Source organism: Gemmatimonas sp. (assembly GCF_021298855.1).
GTDB lineage: Bacteria > Gemmatimonadota > Gemmatimonadetes > Gemmatimonadales > Gemmatimonadaceae > Gemmatimonas.
The window spans coordinates 17,910-34,288 of the sequence record NZ_JAJTHI010000014.1 but is presented as its reverse complement, the minus strand read 5'-3'; the positions used below and the strand labels follow the sequence as shown (position 1 = coordinate 34,288).

Here is a 16,379-nt window from a genome sequence, read left to right as displayed (position 1 = left end):
CCGAAACGCGCCGCCGCCCATTCCTCGCGCGACTCACCCGTGGGAACGGGGAGCGATCATGGCGCCACGACGGGACGGACGTCAGGCACGGGCACCTCCGGCGACCACGCCTCCCCAAGGAGCCGGCGTACCTGGGTGAGGTCCCCATCGATCGCGGCGGCGGCGACCGCCCGGGCGGCGAGGGCACCGATGACATTTCCCGTACCGGAATACCCTCCCAACGCCCAGACGTTGGAGCGCACCTGCTCAATGGCGGGGAGCCCGGTGGAGGTGTAGCCGGCCGACGCCGCCCAGCGATGCGTGATGGGCGCCCGCACCGCGAGTGTGTCGCGCAGGAAGCGCTCGAGATGCGCCTGCACGACCGCTGATGGCGTCGCATCAGTGGTCCATTCACCAGGGCCACCTTTATCCCGAAACCCACCGAGCGCGATCCGCCCATCGGGCAACTGCTGCCAGTACTCGAACCCGTCGCGGTAGTACATGGGGCACGGCACGGTGATCTCGGCGGTAGGGGCCGTGGCCAGCATCTGCAGGCGCGCCGTGCGCACGCGGTCGCGCACTTCCGGTACCAGCTGCTCGAGTCGGCCATCCACCGCCACGAACACACGCCCCGCATGCACGGTCCCGTGCGGCGTGATCACGGCGGTCCCGTGGATGGCGGTGACCGGCGTGCGGGCGAAGAGCGTGGCCCCGTCATTGCGCGCGGCTCGGGCCAGCACGCGACAGCGCATGAGGGGATCGAAGGCGCCGTCGGTCGGGAGAAAGAGCCCCGTCCCATCGGCCCCCTCGTACCACTCGCAGGGCCAACCGTCGGCTCGCAGCGCGTCGTACTGCACGCGGCAGTCCTCGATCTCCGCCGAGGTGGCGGCGATGCGCTTGGACCCGACGAAGCGCACCGTGCCAGGCGCCCCTGCGGCCAGCCGCTGCATTTCCGTGAGCGTGGCGCCGTAGATGGCGCGTGCCCGCTCGTGGCCGTGCCGGGCCACGGCGTCGTGGTAGAAGTCGTAGGTGCCCGCCAGCAGGAAGCCACCGTTGCGGCCGGCGGCGCCAGCGCCCACATCGGTGGCGTCGAGGCCAATGACGCGCTCGTCGCGGCGCAGCAGTTCACCGATGAGCGTCAGCCCCGACCCCCCGAGGCCGATGACGCACGCGTCGGCGCTCACGTTGCCCTGGAGGGATGGCAGCGGCACCCACGCGCCGTCATCCCATACGGGCACGTTGGTCATCGCCGCTTCCAGACGCCCCTCGTGAATCATGGACGGCCGCGCCGCTCAGCGTGGCGGCGCGAACGTGTCGCGCGGCGGGACGCGATCGCGCGCGTCGGACGGCCGGTCGATGTTCCCCTCCAGCTGTCGCGCGGTGGCCGGTTCGCCAAGGGCCGGGGCAATGCGGTAGACTCCGGTGCGCTCGCCGAGGAGTCCCACGGCCGCATCGATGAGCGGGTCGCGCGTGCTGTCGTAGTGGGACGGGTTCCAGGCAATGACGAGATGCGGGGCCACGCCGCGCCACTCGATGGGTTGCCGGTCCGGGCCGTACTCGAGCCAGCGCGGCACGGTGTGCTGCCAGCCGTTCCCCAGCGCGTACGTGGCCGGGTTGCCCGAGGCACCGCCAGTCGTGTCGCCAATGACCGTGACCTGCGGCAGCGTGCGCATGGCCGCCACGAAGCTCTCGGTGGCGCTGAATCCCCCGCGGCCGCTGATCACCACGACGGGCCGCGTGAATTGCCATCCGCCCTTGGGGGCAATGGTGCGCGCGAGGGGCATCTCCACCCCGGTGACACGGGGGTCGGTGTTGATGCTCACGTACGACGCGGCAAACGCTTTGCGCGTGAATCGGCCGGCAAAGGCGAGCGCCAGCGCATCGCTGCCGCCCGCATTGGTGCGCACGTCGATGATGAGTCCCTGCGCATCACGCGCACGCTGCAGCATGCTCTCCAGCAGGTCATCGTCGAGCGGCGCCTTCCAGGTGCCGATATGAAAGTAGGCATAGCCTCCCACCATGCCATCACCCACCGCCGGGGCGCGCACGAGGTAGTTGGCGTCGCGCAGCGCCTGCGTCCAGCGTCGCTGGTCGAAGTTCACCACGCGTGACGGCTTGTACGACGGCACCACCTGCCCGCGCGGATCCACGAGCCAGATGTGCAGGTCGCGCAGCGGTGCGAGCATGGCCAGCAGCACCGCGACCAATTCATCCTGGGAGCGCGCGCGTTCGGCACGTGGCCGGAAACGCGCCCGCTGCGCGCGCCAGTCGATCTGCTTGTACGCGAACGAGGGATACACGGCCTCGAAGCGCGACCAGAGCGAATCGAACTGCGCGACGTACGGGGCGCCCTGCGGCGCGACGTGCGGGGCCGGACCAGGCGGGGACGGTGCCGGCGGGCGCACGCAGGAGGTTGCCACGGTCGCGGTCGCCAGCAGCGCGAGCACGCCCGCAGCCAGGGAGTGCCCTGCGCGGTGCATACCTGTAGCATGGGGCACGGACCGGCCAAGGTCCAGACCACCGGTCCGTCCCGTCCCCGAAATCGGAGCCCCCGGAACGGGTGCACCCAATACCCGCCACTCAAACCCGCTGGCCGTACCTCATCAGCTTCGGGTGCCGGGTTCGGGGCGCGAATTATGGCTGTTGGCGGCGGGCGGCTACCCGGCCAGCAGCGTGGAAACCTGCCTTGCCAGCACGGCCAGGCTGGGGGAGTGCTGCAGCGCTTCGGCGTAGAGTCGCTGGAAGGCGTCCCCCTCCGGATCGGCCCGCAGCAGTCCCCGGGCGCGGTCGAGCAGTGCCTGCCCCTCCTCTTCGCCCAGTGGCGATTTCCGGTCGGAGGCCCGCTCGTCGATGAGCAGGACCATCTGGGCCATGGGGCGCAGCCAGTCGAACCACGGGTCGTTGATGACCAACTGGAGGAAGGCGCTGTTGTTGGCGATCCGTCCGCGTGCCTTCTCGTAGCGTACCCGTTCGGCTTCCAGCAGGGCACGGTGCACCTTGAGCAGCAGGGTGCGCGCCACCTCCAGCCGCTCCCTGAGCGCCGGGGAGGCGGGCGGTGTCTCCACGGGAAGTGCCCCGTTACTCTCGGTGGTGGCGCCGATGGCGGGGGAGGCGCCGGGTTCCGGGGTGCCGGCCGGTTGGGTCATGCGACATGCTCCTGCAGGAATTGGCGACAAGCGCGGGACAGTGCTGTAAGCTATGTGGGCAGCCCCACCCCGTCCCCCTCCGTTTCGAGGCCGTACGCCGTGCCGAAGCCCTCCATCGAGTCCCTGCGCCTGCTCGCCCTCTCGGGCCTGCTGGCGCTCCCGTTTGCGGCCGTCCGGCCGCTGGCCGCGCAGAACACCGGCGGCGCCACCAACAGTGCCGGCCCCGCCGCAAGCGCCACGGGTGCCAAGGGCGAGCTGATCGCCGACGAAGGCTACGTGACGCCCCCCGAGGCGATCACCAGGCTCGTCACGACGCCTCGCGACCGGAACGTGAGCTTCACGAACCCGAGTCCCGGCGCCCGTCAGTATTTCATGCGGCCGCTCAGTGACGGCCTACCGCAGCTCAAGTACGTGGGGAAGGCGCACCACAACCTGGGCGGATTCCAGGTGGACCACCTCGCCAACCGCGAACGGGCGCTCACCATGCGCAGCAGCGTGGGCTTCGAGGTCACCGAGTGGAGCACCGGCCGCAAGGTCACGGTGAACGCTCCCGCGGGCGCGCGCGTGGCCGCACCCACGTGGTCGCCCGATGGCAAGGAGATTGCCTTCTTCGCCCTGTACGACGACGCGACGCAGCTGTGGGTGGCTGATGCTGCCACCGGCAAGGCGCGCGCCGCGTCGCCGCGCACGGTGCTCGCGACGGCGGTCACGGCGCCCGAATGGACGGCCGACGGCCAGTCGCTGATCACGGTGCTCGTGCCCGACGGCCGCGGCCCCGAACCCAAGGAGCCGGTCCTCGCGAGCGGGCCCATGGTCCGCGTGAACGAGGGCGCCAAGCTCAAGACGCGCACGTACGCCGACCTCGTCATGACGCCGTACGAAAAGGAGCTGCTGGCCTATCACATGAACGGCCAGCTGGCCGTGGTGAACACGAAGACCCGCGCGGTGCGAAAGATCGGCGCGCCCGGCTACATCCGCGGGATCGACGCCTCCCCCGATGCGCAGTACTTCAAGGTCACGTACGTGGAGAAGCCCTTCTCGTACGTGCTGCAGGTGAACGAGTTCGGCACGCGTGACGTGGTCCTCGATGCCACCGGCGCGGTGGTGCGCGAAGTGGCGAAGCGCGCCATGCGGACCGGCGAGGAGCCTGGTGATGCCGCGACGCGTGGCCGCACGGCCGTGGACACCAGCAAGCGCGACCTCAAGTGGCACCCCAATGCGCCGGGGCTGCTCTACCTGCAGGTGGCGCCCGTGGCGGCGCGTCGCAACGGCGCCGCCGGCAACGCGCCCGCCGGTGCCCCGGCCGCCCGCGGCGACAGCGCGGCGACAGGGCGCCGCAACGACCGCCTCATGCATTGGAAGGCCCCGTTCGACTCGACGAGCGCCGCGGTGCTCTACGAAACCGCCAACCGCATCACGGCCACGCGCTTCAATGACGCCGGCACCATTCTCTTCGTGACCGAACAGGGCACGGGGGGCACGTTCGAGCAGGCGGTGTTCCTCACCGAGAACAACACCAAGTACACGGTGGTCACGCCGCGGCGCGGCGCCGACACCACGCAGGTGCGTGGCGGCTTCGGCGGCCGCAACGCCGACGGTCTCGTCACCCGCCCCGGCAGGAAGGGGGCACCGGTGGTGGTGGTGTCCACCGATGGCAAGTTCGTCTTCCGCATCGGCTCGGCCGCCGACAGCGCCACGGTGCAGAACACGTGGGTGGAGAAGATCGAGATCAAGACGGGCAGCATCGCGCGCCTGTACGAAAGCGAGGCGAGCCTCGTGGAGACCATCTCGGCGCCACTCGATGACGACTTCTCCAAGGCCGTGATTCAGCGCGAGAGCGCCAGCATGGTACCGCAGTCGTACGTGCTGACGCTGGCCAGCAAGGACGCGAAGCCGCTCACGAGCAACGTGGATCTTATGCCGGAGCTGTCGGCGGCGGTGAAGAAGACGGTGATCGCCCGCCGTGCCGATGGCTTCCAGTTCAACGTGAAGGTCACGCTGCCGGCCGGCTACAAGGAGGGCACGCGCCTGCCGGCGATGTTCTGGTTCTATCCGTACGAGTACGAGAATCAGGCCGGCTACGACCGCGCCGCGTCGCAGAACGCCGCGCGCGAGCGCCGCTTTCCCACCTACGGGCCGCGCTCGCTCGCCTTCCTGGTCACACAGGGGTACGCCGTGGTGGAACCCGACGCCCCCATCTTCGCCAGCGAAGGGCAACTGCCGAACGACAACTACGTCGTGGATCTGCGCAATAATCTATCGGCCATCATCGACGCGCTCGACACCCTCGCCATCATCGACCGCCATCGCCTTGGCCTCGGCGGACACAGCTACGGGGCGTTCAGCACCGTGAATGCCATGGTGCACACGCCGTTCTTCAAGGCCGGCATTGCCGGCGATGGCGCGTACAACCGCACGCTCACCCCGAACGGCTTCCAGAGCGAGCGGCGCGACCTGTGGCAGGGACGGCAGACGTACCTGGAGATGTCACCCTTCCTGTACGCCGACCAGCTGAACGGCGCGCTGCTCATGTACCACAGCACCGAGGACCAGAACGTGGGCACCGACCCCATCAACTCGGTGCGCATGTATCACGCGCTCATGGGCCTCGGCAAGACGACGTCGCTGTACATGTACCCGTACGAGGACCACGGCCCGATCGCGCGCGAGACGGTGCTCGACCAGTGGGCCCGCTGGGTGGCGTGGCTGGACAAGTACGTGAAGAACGCCAACCAGCCGAAGGCGCCGAAGGCGATGTAGCGAGCCGAAGCGAGCAGGTGGCAGGTGGCAGGGGGCAGTAAGCAGGGGGCAGGGAGCAGACGGTTCTGCTTCCTGCCCCCTGTCTTCTGCCCCCTGCTTCCGTGCTGTTGTGTCCCTACGGCACGATGACCTTGGGCTTGGCGGGCTTCGTGCCGTTCAGGCGCGGGCGCGGACCGTTGGCCACGTCCACGGCGATGTCGCGAATGTAGTTCGTGATGCGCGCGTAGTGCGGGTAGTCGATCCACTCCGGCTCGTCGGTGCGCTGGTGGTAGTCCCCATGCAGCCCCGTGAAGAAGAAGGCGATGGGCACGCCCTGCTGCGCGTAGCGGAAGTGATCGCTGCGCGCGTAGATGTTGTTGTACCCGGCCCAGGCGATGGGCTCGTCCATCTTGTAATCGAGGGCGAGCGGCCGGGGCTGCCTGGTGTTCACGCGCGCCACGGTCTCGCCCAGATCCTTCGAGTCGAACATCGAGCCGATAACGGCCACATAGTCGTCGCTGCCACCCGGCAGGTCCTCGGCGCGCCCACGGCCGATCATGTCGATGTTGAGCTGGGCCACGATGGAATCGATGGGCACGGTGGGGTGGCGCGTGAAGTGCGCCGCGCCCAGCAGCCCGGCTTCCTCACCGGTGTGCCACACGAAGATCAGGGAGCGCTTGGGCTTCACGGCCATGGCCATGACCGCTTCGGCAATCTCGAGCACGCCCATGGAGCCCGAGCCGTCGTCGTCGGCCCCGTTGTTGATGGAGTCGAGTCGAGGGGTGGGATGCACCCGGCGGATGCTGTCCATGTTCACGCGGATCTGCGCCATCTGCTCGGGGCCCAGCGGCTTCATGTCATTGGCGAGCAGCAGACGATTGCGCGCATCGTTGAACGCCTTGAGGGAGTCCTTGTCGACCGGTGTGGTGAAGCCCACGTGATCGTTGTGGGCGCCAATGGCGACATACTGCGCCTTGAGTACAGGATCGCTGCCGGGGATGATCCCGATGACATTGCGCGCCCAGTCGGTGGGCAACTCCACGAAGTCGAGTGACGCCGTGACCACGCCCCCGCGCGCACCGGGGGCGAGCGCTTCGACGGGCTGCCCCTTGAACAGTTGCGCCGCTCCCTCGCGGGTGAGCCGGAAGGTGCCCTGCGGTTGCGCCGCCGAGAGCTCGCGCCGGAGCAGCGCGAGCGAATCCGCCGGTGAGACGGCGCCGGCACCGGCCGGCGCGGCTCCACGCGGCGGGGCAACCTGCTGCGCGACGGTGGGCTCGTTGATGGCCACGCGCTGCGCGGGGGAGAGGTTGTCGAGATCGACGATGGCCACCGCCGCCGCGTCGGCGAAGCGGGAGGGGGGCGGCGTGAACCCCGGTCGCACCGCGAACCCCTGCCCCTGCCCGCCACGCCCGCCGGGCTGCGGCAGCAGCACGACGAACTTGCCCACCGCCGCGCTGGCGGGGATCTGCAACGTCGTATCGCCCTGCGTGCCACCGAACACGACCTCGGCATCGTTCACCGGGCGCGGTGCCCGCAGCCCCGGCACCGCCACCACATGGGTGTTCCACGCCATCGGATTGCCGTCGACCGTCACGCGCGAGTGTTCCGTGAACTTGCGCAGATGGAACGGCAGATTCTGGAAGTACGTCCCGTTCACGCCGCCCGGTACGAGGCCGAGTCGCTTGAGTTCGGCGGCGATGAAGTCGGTGCCCTTGCGATTGCCCACCCGCCCCACCTGACGCCCCATCATGGAATCGTCGGCAAACTGGTAGAGGCGAATCTGCAGATCGCGCGGCGTGATCTGTGCCGTGGTGGGCGCTGGCTTGAGCTTCTCGGGATTGCCGAAGCGATTGACCCGCGACGCGCCCTGCGACGAGGCGGTCGCGGCGAATGCGGGGAGCAGGCACGCACCGAGCGCAATGCGTGAAAGTCGGGGGAATGACATGGGAGTCTCCGGAGGGATCGGGGCAGTTCCGGAAAGTACCGCGCGGTCGGCGCGCCGGGCATATTGGCGCAGGCATTTCTTTCTTCCCGGATACTCCCATGTGGTCATTCGCCTTCCTGCTGCTTCAGGGTGCCACGGCGGCGCCGCCTTCCCCCACCGCGTACGAGGTACTGCGCGCCGAACACACACGCGGGGCCGACCTGTCCACGTTGCGCGCCGCGCTGCAGCGGGGGGATACCATCGTCCAGCGATTGGCGGTGCGTGCCGTGGGGCGCATGGAGCGCGAGGCACTGATGGGGGAGCTCATGCCGCTGCTGCAGTCGCCGGCCGCGTCGGTACGTCGCGAGGTGCTGCTGGCGAGCGCGCAGATGCGGGTGCCGGGGGTTGGCTGGAGTGTGCTGTCGGCCTCACGCCAGGAACCGGATGCCACCGTGCGCGCCGCCGCCTACGCCACGATGGGGCGGTCAGTGCCGGCGACGGCTGAATGGGAGGCCCGTATTGCCGCCGGACTGCGCGACGACGCGATCGTCGTACGTCGTGGTGCTGCCCGCGGACTCGAGGTGTTCTATCGCCGGCATCGCCGCGCCCTGGCTCCCGCCGACTCGGTCACGAGCATGCTGGAGCGGCTGCAGGAGCCACGCGGTGAGGCAGACGGTGCGCTGTCACTCCTCATCGCGCTGGCCCGCCACGCGGCCCTGCTGGCCAGCCCCGCCGGCTCGACCCCGTCGGCCGCCTGGCTGGCGGCGCTGCGCGCCGACCCGGACCCGCAGGTGCGCCGCGTCGCCGTGCTCGTCCAACCCACTGCCGACGCCCTGCGTGATCCGTCGCCACTGGTGCGCATGGAAATGCTGCGCCCTTCGGTGCCGCTCACCACGGCGCAGCTGACCACCGCGTTGCGTGATACCAACGAGCATGTGCGCCTCATGGCCATCGATCGCCTGAGCCGCGCCGACGATGCGCTGGCGCTGCTGCGCCCGCTGCTGCAGCCACAGCGCGACTGGCGTACGCGCGCCCACGCCGTGGCGGCGCTGGTGCGGGTGAACGCCGACAGCGCGCGGGGCCACCTCGCCCGCCTGTCGCGCGACCCGGTGTGGCAGGCGCGGGCGTGGGCGGCGCGCGCGGCGATGGTGGCGCGTGACAGTGCCACGCTGCGGCTCCTCGCCCGCGACCCGAACCCCAACGTGCAACTCGAAGCGATCGTGACGGCGGACGACGCGGTCCGTGCACTTGGCCGCGATCATGCCGGTCTCGTGCTGGCCGGCGCCAGCTTCCTGAGTAAGGCGGCCGACGGCGGGACCCTGGACACGCGGCACGCCGATGCCGCAGCGCGCGCCTTCGAACGCATCAGCCGTGCGCAGCCGGTGACCTGGCGCGATCCGCGTGTGGCGCTGTTGCGCTACCTCGTGCGCTTCCGCGACGTGCACCCGCCGGTGAGTGGCCTGTGGCTCGGGCAGTGGGTGCGCGATGCTGATCCGGAGATCCAGCGTCTGGCGGCGGAGGCACTGCCCGGTTGGAGTGCAACCGCCGATCCGTACGTGCCACCGCCGTTCGTGGGCGAGGCGGAGCTGCGCGCGCTGCACGGCGCGACCGTGGAGCTCACCATTCGGGGCAAGGGGCGCATGACCCTCGCCCTGCTGCCCGACAGTGCCCCCATGGCGGTCGTGTCTTTCGTGCGCCTGGCCGCACGGGGCGACTTTGCGGGGCGCACGCTGCACCGGGTAGTGCCCAACTTCGTGGTGCAGGGGGGCAGCCCCGGGGCCGACGAATACGATCCGGCCACGTCGTACTTCATGCGTGACGAGGTGGGCGCCAGCAACCGGCGCGGCACGCTGGGTATCTCCACGCGCGGGCGCGATACGGGCGACGGGCAGATCTACTTCAACCTCATCGACAACGTGCGCCTCGATTTCGACTACACCGTGTTCGCGGCCATTCTGCAGGGGCTCGATGTGATGGACCGCATCCAGGAAGGCGACGTGATCGAGTCGGTGCGAATCGTGCGTACGGCGCTCCCCGCACGTCCCTTCACGCGCGGGGCGTCGTGATGCGGCGCTTCCCCGGTGGAGTGCAGGCCGCTGCCCCGTTCATGCTGACGCTGTGCGCCGCTGCGGCCTCGTTGGCGGAGGCGCAGGGCGTTCCTCCGGCGCGCCAGCAGCCCCCAACCGCCGATTCGCTGGTCGTGGAAGCCCGTCGTCCAGCGGCATCGCTCGCCGGGGTGCTGGTGTTCCAGCGTGACGGTCAACTGTACGCGCAGCGGGCGGGCGAGCCGGCCACACGCCTCACCGGCGGCAGCGCCTATCATCGTGACCCCACGTGGCAGCACGATACGCTGTACTGGGCCAGTGATTCGCTGGGCCAGTACGACATTCTCGCCCGCACCGTTGCCCCCGATGGGCGACAGCTGACGGGCGCCACGCGGCGTGTCACGACCAGCACGGCGCATGACGTGTCGCCGGTGGCGGCCGGCGGGCGCCTGCTCTTTCAGCGCGGCCTCGGTAACGAGTCGCGCATCTGGACGATCGACGCCGGCAGTACCACCGAGCGCCGGCTCAGCAAGCGGGAGCAGACGGAGAAGCGGCCGCGCCTGAGCGCCGACGGCTCGGTGGCGGCGTACATCGTGTTCACCGAGACCACCCGCAGCGTGATCGTGAACGACCGCGTGGTGTTCAGCGACGCCGGTATTGAAGACATGGCGCTGTCGCCCGACGGGCAGCGCGTGGCAGTCTCCACCCGCACCGGCGTGGTGATCGTGCCCGCCAGCGGCACCAGCTACACCAACCTGCTGTCACGTCGTCACGGGGAGCTCGACTGGTCACCGGACGGCATCCTGGTGACGATCGCCGAAGTGCGTGACGTGACCGTTGGCTACAATGGCGACCCCGATCGCGGGGTGGATCGCAGTGCGCACGAGCGGACCGTGCAGCAGCAGGGGCTTGCCGCCCCGCGCATGATCCGGCTGCCGGCACCGTTGGCGCCGGACGTTGGACAGATCGCGGTGGCAGGACCGGTGGCCATCGATCGTGCGGCCGCCAACGCGGCGGCGTTCGATCGGGTGTGGGAGCGCAGTGCGCGGCTCTACTTCGGTGCGGAAGCGCCCGCCGCCTCGCGCGCCGCATGGCAGCAGGCTCGCGCCCGCTTCCGGCCGCAGGCCATCGCCGCGCCCACCGACAGCGCACGTGACGCAGCCATTCACGCGCTGCTGGCGGCGCGGCCCCCGTTGCGCGCCGACGCCTCCGGCCGCGCTGCCGTCTCCAGCGCGCACCCGGTGGCGACCGAGGCGGGGCTGGAGATGTTCCGACGCGGCGGCAACGTGATCGACGCCGCCGTGGCCGTGAGCTTTGCGCTGGGCGTGGTGGAGCCCGACGCCAGCGGCATTGGGGGCTACGGCGAAATGGTGATTGCGCTCAAGGGCAAGCAGCCCACCCTCATCGAGTTCATGAGTCGCGTGCCCGAAGAGGGGGGGCTGTCGAATACGTCGTTGCTGGTGAACGGGCGGTATCCGAGCGACGGGCCGGTGCTGGTGAATGTGCCGGGCACGGTGGCGGGGATGCATCTCGCGTGGCAACGCTACGGCAGCCGCAAGGTACCGTGGGCGGCGCTGCTGGAGCCGGCCATTCGCGCGGCCCGCACCGGCTATGCGGTGAGTGACGGTCTGGCCACCACGCTGGCCACCGAGCGCGAACACTTCGCCAAGTACGAGGGCAGCCGAGCGCTGTTCTTCCGCAACGGTGAGCCGCTGCAGCGCGGCGACACCATTCGCAACCCCGATCTGGCGTGGGTGCTGGAACAGATTGCCGCCAAGGGGGCAGACGGCTTTTACAAGGGCGAGGTGGCCACCAGGTACGCCGGGGATCTGCGCGCGAAGGGGAACGCCATGAAGGTGAGCGATCTGGCGCGCTACTTCGCCAACGAGCGCGAACCGGTGTGCGGCACGTACCGTCGCTATCGGTTGTGCTCGGGGGCGCCGCCGGTGAGCGGCGGGGCCGACCTCGTGGCGCGACTCAACCTGCTGGAGCAGTTCCCGTCGCCGCGGGTGTACACCGACGATGCCGCCACGCTGCACGCGATGCTTTCCGCGTGGTTCCTCACGCCGTCATCACGCAATCGCATTGCCGATCCGGCCATGTGGCCGGTGGACGTGGCCAGCATCGTGGACAAGGACACGGCCAAGGTGCGGTGGCAGTGTTACAACGCCGATCGGGCGCTCACCCCGCGCCTGGTGCGCGGCGATACCCTCGAGTGCCTGCGCAATCGGCCGACCGCGCCGCCGCCGGCAGGGGAGAAAGGCGCCGGCGATGCGGCGTACGCCGACGCCGCCGCCCACGATGACGCCAGCCCCTGCGGCGACGAGCACGCGCGCGAAATGACCGTGTGCCATGCCGCGGGCACTACTGCGTACACGGTGGCCGATGCCGACGGGAACGCCGTGGCGGTGACGCAGACGCTGGGGACGTGGGGCGGCAACTTCTACGTGACCCCGGGGCTGGGCTTCCTGAGCAATGACAAGCTCACGAGTTACGGCACCGACCCCACCCAGTACGGATCACGCCTGCCCTTCGCGCGTCACGGCAGCACGCTCGCACCAACCATTGCCTTCGAGGGTTCGCGCCCCGTGTTTGCCGTGGGCGCGGCCGGCAACGCGTGGATCACCAGCGCCGTGTACCAGTCACTCATTGGCGCGCTGGACTTCGGGCTTGGTCCGCAGGCGGCCCTCGAGCTGCCACGCTTCCTGCCCGGCGGAGGCGGCGCCCCTCCAGGCAGCGGGGCGGCCGCGTCGCCGCCGTTCAACCTGCAACTCGAAGACGGCTTCGCGCCGCAGGTGGTGAACCGCCTGCGCACTCTGGGCTACGACCTCACCTTCGTGTCGGCGCGCGGCGAGCTGCGCGAGGGCTACGGCGCCGCCATTCGCCTGGGGCGCGGCACCGTGACCGCCGGCGCCGACCCGCGACGGGCGGGCGCGGCGGGGGCGGTGCGCTAGGCGAGAGGAACTGATCGTGGGAGGCACGGAGGTACGGAGGCACGGAGTGGCAGCGCGCTGCAAAGCGGATGTGCCCTGCTCCGTATCTCCGCGTCTCCGACGAGCTGCTCCCCGCCGTCAGCGCAGCGCCGGTGGCGTCTCGCGATTCCACACGAACCGCTTGAGGAACACGCCCATGCGGTCGAAGGTGTCGATCCAGTTGGCGTGCAGCATGCTTTCGTGCAGATCGTCGGGCACGACCATGAGTTCGTGGTACACGTTGCGCGCACGGAGGAGCTGCACCAGCCCCACGGTTTGCGCGAAGTCCACGTTGCGGTCATCGTCGCCGTGCACGAGGAACACCGGACTCTTCCACGTGTCGATGGCGCCGATGGCCGCCGAGCGGAAGCCGGAGCTGGTGCTGTCGAGCGCGTAGTCGTAGTGGTGCACGCCGGCCATGTCCACACCGGCCACGAAGATGTCGCTGTGGCGCGCCAGCGCCTGCGCGGCCAGCAGCCCGCCGTACGACAGCCCCCAGATGCCCACGCGCGCCGCGTCCACATCGGGCCGCTGCTGCAGGTACTTGGCGCCCGCCACCACGTCGAGGTACTCGCTGTTGCCACGGTCACGCGCGTTGGGGGCATCGCGGAAGCTCTTGCCGTAGCCCACGCCGCGCCGGTAGTTGATGGACAGCACCACGTACCCCTGATCGGCCAGCCACTGGTTGGCCGCGTAGGACCAGTGATAGAACTGCATGTAATGGTACGCCGGCAGCATCTGCCGGCGCGGACCACCGTGCACGAACACGATGGCCGGCCGCTTTTCCCCCGGCTTGAGGTCGCGCGGCAGGAAGAGCTGGTTGCTGATTTCGAGGCCATCCTCGGCGCGGGTCTTCACGATCTCCGGCGTCACGTGGGCGCTGGTGGGGAAGTCGCGCGGCAGCGTGGGGTAGATGATGCGCGGTGCCCCGCCACTCGCGGGGACCAGCGCCACCGAGGCCGGCGTACGCGCGCCGAAGTACAGCACCGCCACCTGCCTGCCGCTCGCCAGCGGTTGCGGGTGGGTTTCCACGCCGTCGCCGCTGCTGATGCGCACCGGCGGCGATGCCCCATCGCTGGGAACGGCCCAGATGTGGCGGCGCTCGATGTCCCCCGCATTGGTGGTGTAGTACATGGTGCGCCCGCCGTCACGCGACCAGGCCACGCTCGTGGCGTCTTCAATGAGCCCGTCGGTGGTGGTGAGGCGTACCGGCGTGCCCCCCGTGGCGGGCACCGCGTACCAGCGCTCCCACTCGTCTTTGGGCACGTTCACCGGAAAGGCAATGGCGTTGCCGGCCCAGGTCATGTTGGCCAGCGACGTGAACACCGAATCGCCCACCGCGTTGTGCCAGACTTCGCGCGCGGGAATCTGCGCCATCACGAGGGGAGACGTGATGTTCCTGGCCCCGCCCACGTCGGCGACCATGAGCGCGAGACGATATCCCCCCGGCAGCATGGACGTGAAGAACCCGGGTGCTCGCACGAGATTCGCCTGCCCCTCGGTGACCGGCGTGGACGCCGGCGCGCCGAAGCCGGTGCCGCACCCCACGGCGGGATTGGCATTGCCCGGTGGCGTGCGACGCTGCAGGCCGAAGGGGGTACCCGGTGTGCGCGAGAAGGCGAGGTACCGCCCGTCGGGTGACCAGACCGGCGCGCCATCGCAGTCCACCCCCGGCGCCACATACTGCACGGTGCGCGAGGCGACATCGTATACCGTTACGAAGCTGTGGTGTTCGCGTTCACTCACGAAGGCAATGCGCTTGCCGTCGGGCGACCAGCGCGGCGACCCGTTGCGCCCCCACAGGCGAATGAGTGGCGCGCCACCCGTGTCCGAGGGCGCCAGCGGCCGCGCGCGCGACACCCGGGCGCGATGAATCTGTCCGTCGCGTGTGAACAGCACCCAGCGTCCGTCCGGTGAGAGCTCGGGGGACGCGCCCGTGGCTACCCGCCATGCCGGGCCACCGGCGGTCAGGACGGCCCAGATGGCCCGATCACCACCAGCCGGATCGTGGTTGGGGTTGGCGACCCACCCCCAGCGGTTGGGCGCCGTGCCACGCACGAACACCACCACGCGCCCGTCGTCGGAGATCTTCACATCGGTGAGATCGATGCCGTCGTCGTCGAGGAAACGCGTGAGCGCGCGCGGCGTGAAGTCGGGCGCCGCGGCCGTGTACACGTTGCGCTGCCCCCGCTCGTACACCATGAACGCGAGCCGGTCGGTACGCTTCGCAGAGGCCAGCGTGAGCGGTGAGGGGGGGGCCAACCAGGGCTCGATGCTCTGGCCCGCCATGGGTGTGGGCACAGTTTGCGCGATGGCCGTATGTGGCAGCGACGCCAGCAGCCCGGTGGACAGCGCCACCAGAGTGCAGGTGCACCACCACGCATGACGAGGGGAGGCTTGCATTCGGCGGGCGCTTCCGAAGCCAACGGGGAAAGGACGCATGACAGGACGTGGCGAGGAGGTCACGGACGCGACGCAGGACGTGAGCGTTGCACGCTGAGATATACGGTCTGACGCGCCGCCTGCACCTTGGGGAGTACCTGCAGTTGCACGCGCAGGGTGAGGACCCCGGTGGACGTCGCCTCGATGTCGGTGCGCGCCGTGCTCTGAGCCGGCACTGGCACGCCGGCGGGCGGTGCCTCATCGAACTGCAGGCGCAGCGTTCCGTTCGGCACGGTGGCGTGTGCCGTAAGGCGGTCGCCCGAATCGACGGGAACGCGCACGGTGTGATCGGCCCGCGCCAGCATGGGAAGCAGGTACGTCGCCTGCGGGCAGGCGTGACGCAGTTCCATGCGGTGCACGGGGAGTGGCGGATCATCGGTGACCGCCTGGGATACCAGCGGCGCCGTATCCGTGGGCTTCGTGGGCCAACCACTTTCGACGGACGGCGCGAAACGCAGGGCGCCCACCGTGGAATCGAGCAGCGCCGGGTGGGGTCGCAACGCGGCCTCGATCACACTGTCGGGTGCGCCAACCGGCACAGGTGACGCGGGGTCACTGGAGACCGGCCAACGCAGGCTCACGCGCCGCGATCCGTCGCGTGTGAACCCTTCGAAGACATACTGGGCGCGAACACCGGGCACCACGAACCGCAGGCCCTCGACATCGCCACGTCGCACGACACGTCGCAGCAGGCGGGGGGCCACGCTGTCCACGGGCCACGGGAACGGAAGCGCGACCGACCACTGCGATGCACCGGCCATTACGGCGCACAGCCGCGCGTCGGCATCCGTGTCGTTGGTGGATCGGGGCACGATGGCCAGCTGTACGGCCGGCGCACCCGCAGCACGGCCACGCTGCGCACCAGCGCCATCAGGGGGTGAGAGCACCAATGGCAACGGGGCCTCTTTCACCTGCAGCGCACTGACGCCCTCGTGGCCGGCCGACCGGTCGTTGGCGCCGCAGGCGGCCAACAGTGGCGGAACGAGGAGCGGAAACCGGCGGGCCAACACGCCCCTGATCGTGCCTCTCAACATGCCTCTCAACATGCCTCAATCATACTGCCACGTGTGGGGCCCGCGGTGGGTGAGTGCGACGTCGCGGCGAACATGGCCGCCGGAAAACGGCGCGTGGC

General features: G+C 69.9%; 9 protein-coding genes. 3 read left to right on the top strand and 6 right to left on the bottom strand.

Annotated features, from left to right (window positions below):
- Window positions 1–56: 56 nt before the first annotated feature.
- From LW840_RS06115 to LW840_RS06105, 3 genes are all read right to left on the bottom strand, one after another.
- A complete protein-coding gene (locus tag LW840_RS06115) occupies window positions 57–1,226 on the bottom strand; it encodes an FAD-binding oxidoreductase (protein ID WP_291276619.1) in 1,170 nt (389 codons plus the stop codon).
- 45 nt (window positions 1,227–1,271) lie between these two features.
- Window positions 1,272–2,459 (bottom strand): S41 family peptidase, encoded by a 1,188-nt coding sequence (locus LW840_RS06110; RefSeq protein WP_291276618.1) that lies wholly within the window; start codon window positions 2,457–2,459, stop codon window positions 1,272–1,274.
- 177 nt (window positions 2,460–2,636) lie between these two features.
- Window positions 2,637–3,125 carry a hypothetical protein gene (locus tag LW840_RS06105; protein WP_291261478.1) on the bottom strand — a complete coding sequence of 163 codons (489 nt, stop codon included), beginning with the start codon at window positions 3,123–3,125 and terminating at the stop codon, window positions 2,637–2,639.
- A 99-nt stretch (window positions 3,126–3,224) separates the two neighbouring features.
- On the opposite strand from LW840_RS06105, the gene LW840_RS06100 reads away from it, so the two are divergent.
- Entirely contained in the window at window positions 3,225–5,885 is a 2,661-nt protein-coding gene (locus LW840_RS06100; protein ID WP_291276617.1) for a prolyl oligopeptidase family serine peptidase, read from the top strand.
- 115 nt (window positions 5,886–6,000) lie between these two features.
- On the opposite strand, the gene LW840_RS06095 is transcribed toward LW840_RS06100, so the two are convergent.
- On the bottom strand, window positions 6,001–7,809 hold the full coding sequence (locus LW840_RS06095) for a M28 family peptidase (protein ID WP_291276616.1): 1,809 nt from the start codon (window positions 7,807–7,809) through the stop codon (window positions 6,001–6,003).
- Window positions 7,810–7,907: 98 nt separating this feature from the next.
- Between LW840_RS06095 and LW840_RS06090 the strand changes: the two genes are divergently transcribed.
- Window positions 7,908–9,854 carry a peptidylprolyl isomerase gene (locus LW840_RS06090; RefSeq protein WP_291276615.1) on the top strand — a complete coding sequence of 649 codons (1,947 nt, stop codon included), beginning with the start codon at window positions 7,908–7,910 and terminating at the stop codon, window positions 9,852–9,854.
- The gene (locus tag LW840_RS06085) at window positions 9,854–12,787 is read left to right on the top strand and encodes a gamma-glutamyltransferase (RefSeq protein WP_291276625.1); all 2,934 of its coding nucleotides are present in this window, start codon (window positions 9,854–9,856) and stop codon (window positions 12,785–12,787) included. Before LW840_RS06090 ends, LW840_RS06085 begins: the two co-directional genes overlap by 1 nt.
- A 117-nt stretch (window positions 12,788–12,904) precedes the next feature.
- Here the strand turns inward: LW840_RS06085 and LW840_RS06080 are convergent, their stop codons facing one another.
- Complete coding sequence (locus LW840_RS06080; RefSeq protein ID WP_291276614.1) at window positions 12,905–15,163, bottom strand: prolyl oligopeptidase family serine peptidase; 2,259 nt, start codon at window positions 15,161–15,163, stop codon at window positions 12,905–12,907.
- A 104-nt stretch (window positions 15,164–15,267) separates the two neighbouring features.
- Complete coding sequence (locus LW840_RS06075) at window positions 15,268–16,281, bottom strand: hypothetical protein (protein ID WP_291276613.1); 1,014 nt, start codon at window positions 16,279–16,281, stop codon at window positions 15,268–15,270.
- Window positions 16,282–16,379 lie beyond the last annotated feature (98 nt).

Bases quoted from the DNA above. Each gene is read 5' to 3' on its own strand.
- LW840_RS06115 (WP_291276619.1), bottom strand. From the start codon at position 1,226: ATGACCAACGTGCCCGTATGGGATGACGGCGCGTGGGTGCCGCTGCCA.
- LW840_RS06110 (WP_291276618.1), bottom strand. From the start codon at position 2,459: ATGCACCGCGCAGGGCACTCCCTGGCTGCGGGCGTGCTCGCGCTGCTG.
- LW840_RS06105 (WP_291261478.1), bottom strand. From the start codon at position 3,125: ATGACCCAACCGGCCGGCACCCCGGAACCCGGCGCCTCCCCCGCCATC.
- LW840_RS06095 (WP_291276616.1), bottom strand. From the start codon at position 7,809: ATGTCATTCCCCCGACTTTCACGCATTGCGCTCGGTGCGTGCCTGCTC.
- LW840_RS06090 (WP_291276615.1), top strand. From the start codon at position 7,908: ATGTGGTCATTCGCCTTCCTGCTGCTTCAGGGTGCCACGGCGGCGCCG.
- LW840_RS06085 (WP_291276625.1), top strand. From the start codon at position 9,854: ATGCGGCGCTTCCCCGGTGGAGTGCAGGCCGCTGCCCCGTTCATGCTG.
- LW840_RS06075 (WP_291276613.1), bottom strand. From the start codon at position 16,281: ATGTTGAGAGGCACGATCAGGGGCGTGTTGGCCCGCCGGTTTCCGCTC.